A 13,663-nucleotide genomic window follows, 5' to 3' on the forward strand; every position below is an offset into this window, starting at 1 on the left:
GGTGGCATGCCCCACCGACACACGGGGGCATCAGGGTGCAAATGCGGGGGCGCACAGTCTGCCCGAAGCGCCGCCTCGGAGCGAGGAATACGCACAGTCTTCACCCCGCCACATTGTCGGTGGGGTGGTGCAGGATGGGGCGGATGAGCGAGGAGAGCCTTCCGGCGGACGACCTGCCGGAGTACGCGGAGCAGGTCCTTGGGGTTGCCGAGCTGATCCCGCCCGGGCGTGTGATGACGTACGGGGATGTCGCCGAGTGGCTGGAGGAGGGCGGGCCGCGCCAGGTGGGCCGCGTGATGGCCCTCTATGGGGGAGCGGTTCCGTGGTGGCGTGTCATACGCGCGGACGGTGTGCTGCTCCCGGGCCACGAGCTCGAGGCGCTGGGCCACTACCGCGTCGAGGGGACTCCCCTCAAGGAGGCGAGCAGGGCGTCCGAGGACCATCTGCCGCGTGTCGACATGAGACGGGCGCGATGGGACGGCGGTGAACGCGCGGAGAGTCACACCTGACAGCTTCCGGTATCGGACGGGCGGAGGGGGAACGTGTGGCCCGTACGGGGGAAGTGAGGCACATCTGTGACATGCCGTACGTTCGAGGAACGGGGGACGCAAGGGGCTGGCGGGAAGAAGGGGAAGCCCTCCTTCCACGGTGCTCACCGGCGTAGCGTCGTCGACGCGGATCCCTCTCACCCCGCGGCCACCGCCCCGAACGCGTGGCAGTCCTCCCACCCGTCGCCCGATCACCACCCCCGTAACGACGGCGCTCAGCGCCGACAGTGACGATCCCCAGCACAACCACCAGGACCGGCGAACCACGTGAGCTCCCCTTCCTCCACCAGGCGCCTGTCGCACCCCAATGTGCGACAGGGGGCCCGCGGCGCGTACCGACTGGTTCGTACCCCGCCGGCCCGAGTGGATCCCCCTCGTCTGGACGCAGGGCAGCGCTCGGTGGTTGACCACAAGGGTGGCCCGCTGCTCGTTCTCGCAGGTCCGGGCACTGGAAAGACGACCACGCTGGTCGAGTCCGTGGCCGCCCGGATCGCACGGGGCGGCGATCCGGAACGGATCCTGGTGCTGACGTTCAGCAGGAAGGCCGCCGTGGAGCTGCGCGACCGCATGGCGCTACGCATAGGGGCTGCCCGCGCGCCTCAGGCGACCACCTTCCACTCCTTCTGCTACGCCCTTGTCCGCGCCCACCAGGACAGCGACCTGTTCGTAGAACCCGTCCGGTTGTTGTCGGGTCCCGAACAGGACGTGGCGGTGCGCGAGCTGCTTGCGGGCCAGCCCGACCTGGAGCGCCTCGGTCTCGCGCACGTGCGCTGGCCGGACGATCTGCGTGCCTGCCTGACCACACGAGGCTTCGCCGACGAGGTCCGCGCGGTCCTGGCCCGCAGCCGTGAGCTGGGCCTGAGCCCTGATGCCCTGGACGCCTTCGCCGCCCGCATCGGCCGGCCCGATTGGGGCGCCGCCGCGGCCTTCCTCGCCGAGTACCTCGACGTTCTCGACATGCAAGGAGTGCTCGACTACGCCGAACTCGTGCACCGCGCGGTGCTGCTCGCCGGACGCCCCGGTGTCGCCGAACGCCTGGCCGCGAAATACGACGCCGTCTACGTGGACGAGTACCAGGACACCGACCCGGCACAGGTACGACTGCTGAGGGCCCTCGCAGGCGGCGGACGCACCCTCATCGCTTTCGGCGACCCCGACCAGTCCATCTACACCTTCCGGGGCGCCGAGGTGAACGGCATTCTGGACTTCCCCGACGCCTTCCCGCGTGTTGACGGCCGCCCGGCGCCGGTCGAGGTCCTCAGGACATCCCGCCGCTCGGGCGCCGCCCTGCTGACCGCCACACGCCTGCTCACCCAGCGCATGCCGCTGACCCGCCTTCCGGCGGAGAAGGTCCGGGCCCACCGCGAACTGTCTCCGGTACGGGACGGCGGCCGGATCGAGGTCTACACGTACCCGACGTCCGGCACGGAGCTGGACAACATCGCCGACATCGTGCGCCGCGCCCACCTGGAGGACGGCGTCCCCTGGAGCGAGATGGCCGTCCTGGTGCGCGCCGGCTCCCGCACGATCCCGACGATCCGACGCGCCCTCACCGCTGCCGGGGTGCCGCTCGACATCGACGGCGACGATCTGCCGCTGCGGCACGAGCCGGCGGTCGCGCCGCTGCTGACGGCGCTGCGGGCGGTGGCGCAGGCGGAACTGGGGGCGGAGCTGCGGGCGGACACCGACTCCGGCGCCGACATCGATGTATCCGAGGTGGACGTTACGGGGGGCGCGCCTGCGCGGGAATACGCATCCGGTGAGGACGCTGCAGGGGACGCGCCTGCGCCGGAACACACATCCATTGAGGACGCTGCTGGGGGCGTGCCTGCGCAGGAAGGCGCAACCGCAGAGGAAGCCGAGAGCGCCGACCCGATTGAGCCTCATGAGCCCATTGAGCCCATTGAGCCCATTGAGCCCATTGAGGCTCATGAGCCCCTTGAGCAGGCTGTATCGGCTGAGCCAGAACCGGAGCCCCCCTGGCTCGACACCGACACCGCCCTCACCCTCCTCGCCTCGCCCCTCGCGAGCATGGACGCTGCCGACCTTCGGCGCCTGGGCCGGGCCCTGCGTGAGGAGGAGCGCGCCGCCGGCAACCACGTACCGCCGCCCTCCGACCACCTGCTCGCCCGCGCACTGGCCGCGCCGGAGCGGCTCGTCGCGCACGATCCGGCGTACGCCCGCGGAGCCCAGCGCCTCGGTGCTTTGCTGCAGAAGGCACGGGAGCGCCTCGCGGGGGGCGGGACGGCCGAGGAGGCACTCTGGGACCTGTGGGAGGGCACGCCGTGGCCACAGCGTTTGGAGCGAGCTGCCCGGCGTGGCGGCGCGGCAGGGCGCAACGCCGACCGAGACCTCGACGCCGTGTGTGCGCTGTTCGCGACCGCGACCCGTGCCGAGGAGCGCACCGGCGGCCGTGGCGCTCTCAACTTCCTGGAGGAGATCGAGGCCCAGGACATCGCCGCCGACACGCTCACCCGAAGGGCCGTCCGTCCCGACGCGGTGCGTCTGATGACCGCGCACCGTTCCAAGGGCCTGGAGTGGCGCCTCGTCGTCGTGGCGGGTGTCCAGGAGGGGCTGTGGCCGGACCTGCGCCGCCGTGGGTCCCTGCTGGAGGCCGACCGCATCGGACGGGACGGCCTGGCGGAACCCCTCACGCCCGGTGCGCTTCTCTCCGAAGAGCGTCGTTTGTTCTACGTGGCCGCCACGCGCGCGCGTGAACGCCTCGTCGTCACCGCGGTGAAGGCCCCCGCCGACGACGGCGACCAGCCCTCCCGCTTCCTCACCGAACTCGGCGTCGAGCCCAAGGACGTCGCCGGTCGCCCGCGCCGTCCGCTGTCCGTCGCCGCGCTGGTCGCCGAACTGCGCGCCACGACGGTCGATCCGCGCGTCTCGGACACCCTCAGGCAGGCCGCGGCCCGCCGCCTGGCCAAACTCGCCGCGCTCGGCGACGAGGACGGCCGGCCTCTTGTGCCGTCCGCGCACCCCTACCGCTGGTGGGGCCTTTACGAGCCGACCGAGAGCAAGATCCCGCTGCGCAACCGCGACCAGCCGGTCGTGCTCTCCGGAAGCGCTCTCGACCAGCTCGCCAACACCTGCGCCCTGCAGTGGTTCCTGGGGCGCGAGGTCAAGGCCGACGCGCCCGCGACCGCCGCCCAGGGCTTCGGCAACGTGGTACACGTCCTCGCCGACGAGGTCGCCTCCGGACGCACCCCGGCCGACCTCACCGTCCTCATGGAGCGCCTCGACTCCGTGTGGAACGCGCTCGCCTTCGACGCGCCGTGGAAGTCCGCGCAGGAGAAGGAGCACGCGCGCGTGGCGCTCGAACGCTTCCTGAAGTGGCACGTGATGGATCGCACCGGACGAACGCCGGTGGCCAGTGAGCACGACTTCGACGTGACTCTCGAAGCGGGCGACTACGCAGTACGCATCCGCGGCTCCATGGACCGCGTCGAGGCGGACGCCCAAGGCCGCGCCTATGTGGTCGATTTCAAGACCGGTAAACATGCGCCGAGCGCCGCCGAGGTGGCGCACCACCCGCAACTCGCCGTCTACCAGCTCGCCATCAGCGAGGGCGCAGCCGACGACGCTTTCGACGGCGTACGGCCCGAGCCCGGCGGCGCCGAACTCGTCCAGTTGCGCCAGGGCGCCGCCAAGAAGAACGGGGGCGAGACCCTCCCCAAGGTGCAGGCGCAGGAACCCCTTGAGGGCGAGTGGGTCGGCGACCTGCTCGCCACCGCCGCGGGCAAGGTCCTCGACGAGCGGTTCTCGCCCACGACCGGTCAGCACTGCACGCACTGCGCGTTCCGGGCGTCGTGCAGTGCGCGGCCCGAGGGGCGGCACGTGGTCGAGTGACGGGTGTGCAGTTCTGTGACGTGCGCGTGCTGGGTGGTGTGTGCGCGGTCAAGTGGTGCGAACGTGCGTGACGTATCGCACCACCTGCGCTGACCAGCGCATCCCTCGGCTCCGCGGCCGATGTGGCCCGCGCTGTCAGTGGGCGCCGCTAGCCTCTCTGACGTGCCAGCCCGTATCACCGACCCCGAGCAGCTCAAGGAGCTCCTGGGCATCCCGTTCACGCCGGAGCAGACGGCCTGCATCACCGCACCGCCCGCGCCGCAGGTGATCGTGGCCGGAGCCGGTTCGGGCAAGACCACGGTGATGGCCGCACGCGTGGTGTGGCTGGTCGGCACCGGGCAGGTCGCCCCGGAGCAGGTCCTCGGACTGACGTTCACCAACAAGGCGGCCGGTGAACTCGCCGAGCGCGTCCGCAAGGCGCTGATCAAGGCGGGCGTCACCGACCCGGACACGATCGACCCGGACAACCCGCCGGGCGAGCCGGTCATCTCCACGTACCACGCCTTCGCCGGCCGGTTGCTGACCGACCACGGCCTGCGCATCGGACTCGAACCGACGTCCCGTCTGCTGGCCGACGCCACCCGCTACCAGCTCGCCGCACGCGTGCTGCGCGAGGCACCGGGACCGTATCCGGCGCTCACCCGCTCCTTCCCGGACCTGGTCGGCGACCTCCTCACGCTCGACTCCGAGCTCTCCGAACACCTGGTACGCCCCGAGGACCTGCGTAGCTACGACGCCGAGCTGCTGCTCTTCCTGGAGAGCGCCGAACTCACCAACGCCGACCTCCGCAAGGTCCCGGATGCGGCGGCGGCCCGTCGTGAACTGGCCGAGCTGGTGGGCCACTACCGCGCGGCCAAACGCGAACGCGATCTCCTCGACTTCGGCGACCAGATCGCCCTGTCGGCCACCCTGGCCCGCACCCGCCCCGAGGTCGGCACCATCCTGCGCGACGAGTTCCGTGTCGTTCTGCTGGACGAGTACCAGGACACGTCCGTGGCCCAGCGCGTCCTGCTCGCCGGTCTTTTCGGCGGCGGCACCGGTCACCCGGTGACGGCGGTCGGCGACCCCTGCCAGGCGATCTACGGCTGGCGTGGCGCCTCCGTCGCCAACCTGGACGACTTCCCCGAACACTTCGCACACCCCGACGGCCGCCTCGCGACCCGCCAGGCACTCAGCGAGAACCGCCGCAGTGGTGGTCGGCTCCTGGACCTCGCCAACGGCCTCGCCGAGCCCCTGCGGGCCATGCACGCAGGCGTGGAGGCACTCCGCCCCGCCCCCGGAGCCGAGCGCGACGGCCTGGTCCGCTGCGGGCTGCTGCGGACCCACGCCGAGGAGATCGACTGGCTCGCCGAGTCGATCGCCCATCTCGTACGCACCGGAAAGGCGCCCGGCGAGATCGCGGTGCTGTGCCGTACGGCGACCGACTTCGCCGAGATCCAGGGCGCGCTCGTCGCCCGCGACATTCCCGTGGAGGTGGTGGGCCTCTCCGGTCTGCTGCACCTCCCCGAGGTCGCCGACCTCGTCGCCGTCTGCGAGGTCCTCCAGGACCCCGGTGCCAACGCTGCCCTCGTACGCCTGCTCACCGGCCCGCGCTGGCGCATCGGCCCGCGCGACCTGGCCCTCCTGGGCAGGCGCGCCCGCCATCTGGTGACCCACGCGCGCGTGCGCGCCGACGACGACCCGGACCGTCGGCTCGCCGCAGCCGTCGAGGGGGTCGACCCGGCCGAGGTGATATCGCTCGCGGACGCGCTCGACACGTTCCTTGAGATGCCCATCGAGGCCGAAGGAGACGACGACGGACTGCCCTTCTCGCCGGACGCGCGAGTGCGTTTCGCGCGGCTCGCCGCCGAACTGCGCGACCTGCGCCGCTCACTCGCCGACCCACTGATGGACGTCCTGCACCGGGTGCTCGCCGTCACCGGCCTGGAGGTCGAGCTCTCCGCGTCCCCGCACGCGCTGGCCGCCCGGCGACGCGAGACGCTATCGAACTTCCTGGATGTCGCCGCATCCTTCGCCGCGGGTGACGGGGAGGCGTCTTTGCTGGCCTTCCTCGGCTTCCTGCGGACCGCCGCGCAGTACGAGAAAGGCCTCGACAACGCGCTCCCGGGCGGTGAGAACACCGTCAAGGTGCTCACCGCGCACAAGTCCAAAGGCCTGGAATGGGACGTCGTCGTGGTCCCGGGCCTGGTCACCGGCACCTTCCCCAGCACCCAGGGCCGCGAGAAATGGACCGCCCAGGGCAAGGTCCTGCCGCACGAGCTGCGCGGAGACGCCGACACCCTGCCCGACATCGAAGCCTGGAACGCCAGGGGCATCAAGGCCTTCCACGAGGCCATGAAGGACCACCAGCACACCGAGGAACTCCGCCTCGGCTACGTCACCTTCACCCGACCACGCTCACTCCTGATCGGCTCCGGCCACTGGTGGGGCCCCTCCCAGAAGAAGCCGCGCGGGCCCTCGGACTTCCTGCACGCCCTGTACGAGCACTGCGCGGCCGGACACGGAGACATCGAGGTCTGGGCGGACGAACCCGCCGAGGACGACGAGAACCCCGCCCTCCACGAGGCGTCCGCCGACCACGCCTGGCCGCTGCCGCTCGACGACGGGGCGCTCGCCCGCCGCCGCGCGGCCGCGGAGACCGTACTCGCCCACCTGGAGCGGGTCGCGTCCCACCAGGAGGACCATCCAGGGGCCGCCCACGCCGCGCCACCCTCCTCGGCAGGTTCCTCGTACGAGGACCCTGAGTGGCCGCCTCCGCCCGAGGACGACGAACCGCCCGACCTCGATCTCCAGGGGGACGACGGCTCCGACTGGGACTCCTGGACGGCGGACCGCCCGAAGGTCCCGCACCAGGCACAGGACCCCGAGGCTCGCCCTCACCCCGGGGACCCGATGCGGCTCACGCCCGAGGAGTCCCGCACACTCGCCTCCTGGGACCGCGACCTGGACGCGCTCACCGGCGAGCTGCTGCGCGCCCGCGCCGGCGTCACCGACGTACCCCTGCCGTCCTCGCTCACCGCGTCGCAGGTGCTGCGCCTGGCGGCCGACCCGGACGGCTTCGCGCAGGACCTGGCCCGGCCCATGCCGCGCCCTCCGCAGCCCGCCGCGCGCCGCGGCACCCGCTTCCACGCGTGGCTGGAGTCCCGCTTCGAGGAACTGCGGCTGCCCATGCTGGAGCCGGAGGAGCTGCCCGGCAGCGAGGCCGAGATCGCCGACGAGCGCGACCTGGAGTCTCTCAAGGAGGCCTTCGAGCGCACTCCCTACGCACACCGCACTCCTTACCGCGTCGAGGTTCCCTTCCAGCTCGCCATCGCAGGCCGCGTCGTGCGCGGCCGTATCGACGCGGTCTACCGGGAGACCGCTGACAACGGTGACGGCGACGCCTCGCTCGGTAGGGAGGGCGGCGACGGCACGACGTACGAGATCGTGGACTGGAAGACCAGCCGCAGCCGCACCGCGGACCCCCTTCAGCTCGCGCTGTACCGCCTGGCCTGGGCGGAGCAGCAGGGCGTGCCCCTGGAGGCGGTCAGGGCGGCGTTCCTGTACGTCCGCAGCGGCGAGGTCGTACGACCGGGCGACCTGCCGGACCGGGCCGCACTGGAGCGGTTGCTCACGGAGGGCCCACAGGAAGAGGCGTCCGGGGAGCCACCGGACGAACACGCTTCCGTGGGCGGATAGGCTCGTGGCCATGAGCAAGCCCGTTGACAACGCCGTCAGCACCGTGCGTACGTACATCCAGAACCACCGCGCCGCCTTCCTCGACGACCTCGCCGAATGGCTGCGCATCCCCTCGGTGTCGGCTCAGCCCGACCACGCCGCGGACGTACGGCGCAGCGCCGACTGGCTTGCCGCCAAGCTTCGGGAGACCGGCTTTCCCACCGTCGAGGTCTGGGCGACCGACGGCGCCCCGGCCGTCTTCGCCGACTGGCCCTCAGAGGACCCTGAAGCCCCTACGGTCCTGGTCTACGGCCACCACGACGTGCAGCCCGCCGCCCGCGAGGACGGCTGGGACACGGAGCCCTTCGAGCCCGTGATCCGCGGAAACCGCCTCCACGCGCGCGGGGCGGCCGATGACAAGGGCCAGGTGTTCTTCCACACACTCGGCGTCCGGGCCCACCTCGACGCCACCGGGCGCACCGCGCCCGCCGTACACCTCAAGCTCCTCATCGAGGGCGAGGAGGAATCCGGCTCCCCGCACTTCCGTGACCTCGTCGAGGCGCGTGCGGAGCGACTCGCGACCGGCATCGTGATCGTCTCCGACACCGGCATGTGGTCCGAGGACACCCCCACGGTGTGCACCGGCATGCGTGGCCTCGCCGAGTGCGAGATCAGGCTCCACGGGCCCGACCAGGACATCCACTCCGGGGCCTTCGGCGGAGCTGTGCCCAACCCGGCCACCGCCGTCGCTCGCCTTGTGGCTGCCCTGCATGACGAGCACGCGCGCGTGGCGGTACCGGGCTTCTACGAAGGCGTCACGGAACTCACCGACCGCGAGCGCGAGCTTTTCGCCGAGCTGCCCTTCGACGAGGCCGAGTGGCTGCGCACCGCCAGGTCGACGGCCTCCTACGGAGAGGCCGGACACACCACCCTGGAGCGCGTCTGGGCCCGTCCGACCGCCGAGGTCAACGGCATCGGCGGCGGCTACCAGGGTCCCGGCAGCAAGACGATCATCCCGTCCTCGGCGATGGTCAAGCTCTCCTTCCGGCTGGTCGCGGGACAGGACCCCGACCACATCGAGAAGGCCGTACGCGCGTGGGCCGCCGAACAGGTACCCGCGGGCATCCGGCACGAGATCACGTTCGGCCCGGCCACCCGCCCGTGTCTGACGCCGCTGGACCACCCAGCCCTGCAGTCCGTCGTACGGGCCATGAGCCGTGCCTTCGAACAGCCCGTCCGCTTCACCCGTGAGGGCGGCTCGGGGCCCGCGGCCGACCTTCAGGAAGTCCTCGGCGCCCCGGTGCTCTTCCTGGGCATCTCCGTCCCGTCCGACGGCTGGCACGCACCCAACGAGAAGGTCGAACTGGATCTCCTCATGAAGGGCGTCGAAACCACCGCCTACCTGTGGGGCGATCTGGCCGTGAGCCGGCGCGAGGCACACTGAAGAAGGCATCCAGAAGGCACCCACGAAGAAGGCGATCAACGCCCTGAACAGCCCCCTCCACACCCGCCCTGCCGAACCGCCCGCCGACATATCCGTTACACCGGGGGAGTTGGAAGCACCCGTGACCACCTGGACCGACCACACCGCCGACCGTCCCATCTCGCTCACCGCCCCGAGCGGCATCGACCGGGCCGCCCACCACCGGCTCGACGAGGCCTGGCTCGCCGCGGCGTGGAGCCACCCCACCACCCGCGCCTTCGTGGTCTCCGGCGGCCAGGTCCTGATCGACGAGAGGGCGGACGGCACCACCGAACTGGTGATGACCCCCTCCTTCGAGGCGCCGCTCACCGAGGCACACCGCTACTTCCTGGGCACCGACGACGACGGTGTGAGCTACTTCGCCCTCCAGAAGGACGCGCTCCCCGGCCGCATCGACCAGTCGGCCCGCTCGGCCGGCTTGCGCGAGGCGGGACTCCTGCTGTCTCCCCGCGACGCGGGCCTCATGGTGCACGCGGTCGCCCTGGAGAACTGGCAGCGGCTTCACCGCTTCTGCTCGCGCTGCGGTGAACGCACCGTCATCGCGGCAGCCGGCCACATCCGGCGCTGCCCGGCCTGCGGCGCCGAGCACTACCCGCGTACCGATCCGGCCGTGATCATGGCGGTCACGGACGACGAGGACCGCATCCTGCTCGGCCGCCAGGTGCACTGGCCCGAGGGCCGCTTCTCGACACTCGCGGGCTTCGTCGAGCCTGGTGAGTCCATCGAGCAGTCGGTGCGCCGCGAGGTCTTCGAGGAGGCCGGTATCACGGTGGGCGAGGTCGAGTACGTCGCCAGCCAGCCCTGGCCGTTCCCCTCCAGCCTCATGCTGGGCTTCATGGCCCGCGCCCAGTCGTCCGAGATCAACGTCGACGGCGAGGAGATCGAAGAGGCCCGCTGGTTCTCCCGCGAAGACCTGCGGGCCGCCTTCGAGTCCGGGGAAGTGCTGCCCCCTTACGGGATCTCGATTGCGGCCCGGCTGATCGAACTCTGGTACGGCAAGCCCCTGCCGACCCGGGGATCAGCCACCTGACATCGACTGGACGGTCGGCTGCCCACCGGGTGCACACGTCCGACGCGGGCGCCGGCCCAGTGATGTCGACTACGTGCCGATTCTCTGCTTGGCCTGCGCCGGGGAGGGGTTCGGCGACGTCGAGCCAGCGTTGTGATCATCGGGTTCTCGGCAGTCAGAGCGGAGGCAGTAGCGTGCCTGGACAGTGACTCGGCTCTTCGGTGTCTTCATGTGAGTAGCGGTGCGGTACGGGGGTGGCCGCCGGCAGCCGTATTGCTGATCAGCCGTCCGGAGGCGAGACCCGCGCCCGTGGTCCTTGGGCGGGGGTCTCGTGCGCCCACTCCCGGGTCAGACGCCGAGCGCCTGCTTCACCTGGGCAAGGCTCGGGTTCGTCATCACGACCTCAGAGCCGCCCTGGGCGGGGACCACCAGAACGGTCGGAACCGTCTGGTTTCCGCCGTTCGCCTTCTCCACGAATGCCGCGGACTGCGGGTCCTGCTCGATGTTGATCTCGTCGTACGTGATGCCCTCGCGGTCCATCTGGCTCTTCAGCCGACGGCAGTAGCCGCACCACGTGGTGCTGTACATCGTCACAGTGCCCGGCATGTCGATTGAGCTCCTTCACGGCGTTGGGATGCGTGGTCGCGTCAGGGGAACGTACGCGACACGGCCGCCATTCCCGCGGGGGGTACCCGGCGGCACGCAACGGGCCTGCCGCATTTGTACGACTGCGGGTGTTTCCTGTGGACAACCCGGCTCACCCGTCCCCGACGACCTGGCAGCATGGCGGGGTGACAGCAGCAACGCACTCCACACTCTTCCCGGAGGTTCCGGACACGGCCGACGCGGTGCTCGACGGGCTCGACCCCGAGCAACGCGAGGTCGCCACCGCCCTGCACGGACCGGTGTGCGTGCTCGCGGGCGCCGGCACGGGCAAGACACGGGCAATCACCCACCGCATCGCCTACGGGGTGCGCGCGGGGATTCTCCAGCCCTCCACCGTGCTGGCCGTCACCTTCACCAACCGTGCCGCGGGTGAGATGCGCGGCCGACTCAGGCAGCTCGGCGCCGGCGGCGTCCAGGCCCGGACCTTCCACTCGGCCGCGCTGCGCCAGCTCCAGTACTTCTGGCCGAAAGCGGTCGGCGGCAGCCTGCCCCGGCTTGTCGACCGCAAGATCCAGCTCGTCGCAGACGCGGCGGCAGCCTGCCGCATCCGCCTCGACCGGGGCGAACTGCGAGACGTCACCGCCGAGATCGAGTGGTCCAAGGTCACCCAGACCATCCCCGCCGACTACGCGGCCGCCGCCGCCAAAGCCGGCCGCGAGGCCCCCCGCAATCCAGCCGAGATCGCCCAGCTGTACGGGACCTACGAAGACCTCAAGCGCAATCGCGGGGTCATCGACTTCGAAGACGTCCTGCTGCTGACGGTCGCCGTCCTCCAGGACCGCCACGACATCGCGGAGCAGGTCCGCGCCCAGTACCAGCACTTCGTGGTCGACGAGTACCAGGACGTCAGCCCCCTCCAGCAGCGTCTGCTGGACCTGTGGCTCGGCGAGCGCGACAGTCTCTGTGTCGTCGGCGATGCCAGTCAGACGATCTATTCGTTCACCGGTGCAACTCCTGACCACCTTCTCGACTTCCGTATCCGCCACCCCGGAGCCACCGTCGTCAAACTCGTACGCGACTACCGCTCCTCGCCGCAGGTGGTCCACCTCGCCAACGGCCTGCTCGCCCAGGCCCGTGGCCGGGCCGCCGAGCACCGCCTGGAGCTGATCTCCCAGCGGCCCCCGGGCCCCGAACCCGTCTACGCCGAGTACCCGGACGAGCCCGCAGAGGCCGAAGGCGCCGCCCGACGCATCCGCGACCTCGTCGTGTCCGGCGTCCCCGCGGGCGAGATCGCGATTCTCTTCCGTACGAACTCGCAGTCCGAGCTCTATGAGCAGGCGCTCGCCGACGTCGGCGTGCCCTACCAGCTGCGCGGCGCCGAGCGGTTCTTCGACCGCCCCGAAGTGCGCAAGGCCGGCACCGCCCTGCGCGCCGCGGCCCGGTTCGGAGGCAACGACTCACTCCTCGACGATGTCATCGACCTGCCCTCCCAGGTCCGCGCGGTGCTGTCGGGCGAAGGATGGACCAACCAGCCCCCCGCAGGTTCCGGTGCGGTCAGAGAGCGCTGGGAATCGCTGGCCGCCCTGGTCCACCTTGCCCACGACTTCGCCGCGGCAAAGGAGGGCGCCACCCTGGGAGACCTGGTGGCAGAGCTCGACGAGCGGGCGAGCGCCCAGCACGCTCCGACCGTCCAGGGCGTCACACTCGCTTCCCTGCACTCCGCCAAGGGACTGGAGTGGGACGTCGTCTTCCTGGTCGCCGTCGCCGAGGGCATGATGCCAATCACCTACGCAAAGACCGAGGAGCAGATCGAGGAGGAACGCCGCCTCCTCTACGTCGGCGTAACCCGCGCCAGAGAGCACCTCGGTGTCTCCTGGGCGCTGTCCCGCTCACCCGGCGGCAGACCCAACCGACGGCCCAGCCGCTTCCTCGACGGGCTGCGCCCCGGCTCGGTCACCACGGCGGGCCGAAGCGGCGGTGGCGGCCCAGGAGGTGTCGAGCGAGGTATCGGGAGCAGCGGTGGCACGGTCGCGCGGCGGTCGGCCCGGACCCCCGCCCGCTGCCGGGTATGCGGCCGCACCCTGACCGACGCGGGCGAGATGAAACTGATGCGCTGCGAGGACTGTCCGTCCGACATGGACGAGGGCCTCTACGAGCGGTTGCGGGAGTGGCGGGCGGTACAGGCGCAGCGCAGTGGGCAGCCCGCGTTCTGCGTGTTCACCGACAAGACGTTGATGGCCATCGCCGAGGCTGTGCCCGACGAGGCGGGCGAGCTGGCTCGGATCCCTGGAGTCGGAGTCCGCAAGCTGAACCGGTTCGGCACCGATGTTCTGGCTATCTGCGCAGGTCAAGATGTTGGAGTGGACGATGAGGGTGACTGATACGAACTCGTCGAAAAAATAGTTTGCGCATGCCCCAGCAATCCCCATAGGTTCTTAACACGGAACGGCGGCCTTCTCCGAGGCACCGGTTCCGTGCTGTACTTAACAACCGTCGGACTGGCTCACA

At 70.9% G+C, this 13,663-nt stretch carries 7 protein-coding genes; 6 read left to right on the top strand and 1 reads right to left on the bottom strand.

Annotated features, from left to right (window positions below):
• Nucleotides 1-143: 143 nt before the first annotated feature.
• The 5 genes from ACFYPC_RS02290 to nudC all read left to right on the top strand — a co-directional run bounded on the left by ACFYPC_RS02290 (nucleotide 144) and on the right by nudC (nucleotide 10,570).
• Complete coding sequence (locus ACFYPC_RS02290; protein ID WP_388669329.1) at nucleotides 144-509, top strand: MGMT family protein; 366 nt, start codon at nucleotides 144-146, stop codon at nucleotides 507-509.
• Between the two features lie 306 nt (nucleotides 510-815).
• Nucleotides 816-4,400, top strand: a complete 3,585-nt coding sequence (locus ACFYPC_RS02295) for an ATP-dependent helicase (RefSeq protein ID WP_388669332.1) — start codon at nucleotides 816-818, stop codon at nucleotides 4,398-4,400.
• 162 nt (nucleotides 4,401-4,562) lie between these two features.
• Nucleotides 4,563-8,078: a UvrD-helicase domain-containing protein gene (locus ACFYPC_RS02300; RefSeq protein WP_388669335.1), complete on the top strand. Its 3,516-nt coding sequence runs from the start codon at nucleotides 4,563-4,565 to the stop codon at nucleotides 8,076-8,078.
• Nucleotides 8,079-8,088: 10 nt separating this feature from the next.
• The gene (locus tag ACFYPC_RS02305) at nucleotides 8,089-9,501 is read left to right on the top strand and encodes a dipeptidase (protein ID WP_388669338.1); all 1,413 of its coding nucleotides are present in this window, start codon (nucleotides 8,089-8,091) and stop codon (nucleotides 9,499-9,501) included.
• A gap of 121 nt (nucleotides 9,502-9,622) precedes the next feature.
• Entirely contained in the window at nucleotides 9,623-10,570 is a 948-nt protein-coding gene (gene nudC, locus ACFYPC_RS02310) for an NAD(+) diphosphatase (protein WP_388669341.1), read from the top strand.
• A gap of 327 nt (nucleotides 10,571-10,897) precedes the next feature.
• Here nudC and ACFYPC_RS02315 read toward each other — a convergent pair whose 3' ends face one another.
• Nucleotides 10,898-11,155, bottom strand: a complete 258-nt coding sequence (locus ACFYPC_RS02315) for a mycoredoxin (protein WP_388669344.1) — start codon at nucleotides 11,153-11,155, stop codon at nucleotides 10,898-10,900.
• Between the two features lie 185 nt (nucleotides 11,156-11,340).
• On the opposite strand from ACFYPC_RS02315, the gene ACFYPC_RS02320 reads away from it, so the two are divergent.
• On the top strand, nucleotides 11,341-13,536 hold the full coding sequence (locus ACFYPC_RS02320) for an ATP-dependent DNA helicase UvrD2 (RefSeq protein WP_388669347.1): 2,196 nt from the start codon (nucleotides 11,341-11,343) through the stop codon (nucleotides 13,534-13,536).
• Nucleotides 13,537-13,663: the final 127 nt, after the last annotated feature.

The organism is Streptomyces sp. NPDC005808 (assembly GCF_042871385.1).
In the GTDB taxonomy this organism is placed as follows: domain Bacteria; phylum Actinomycetota; class Actinomycetes; order Streptomycetales; family Streptomycetaceae; genus Streptomyces.

Bases quoted from the DNA above. Each gene is read 5' to 3' on its own strand.
- ACFYPC_RS02315 (WP_388669344.1), bottom strand. From the start codon at position 11,155: ATGCCGGGCACTGTGACGATGTACAGCACCACGTGGTGCGGCTACTGC.
- ACFYPC_RS02290 (WP_388669329.1), top strand. From the start codon at position 144: ATGAGCGAGGAGAGCCTTCCGGCGGACGACCTGCCGGAGTACGCGGAG.
- ACFYPC_RS02305 (WP_388669338.1), top strand. From the start codon at position 8,089: ATGAGCAAGCCCGTTGACAACGCCGTCAGCACCGTGCGTACGTACATC.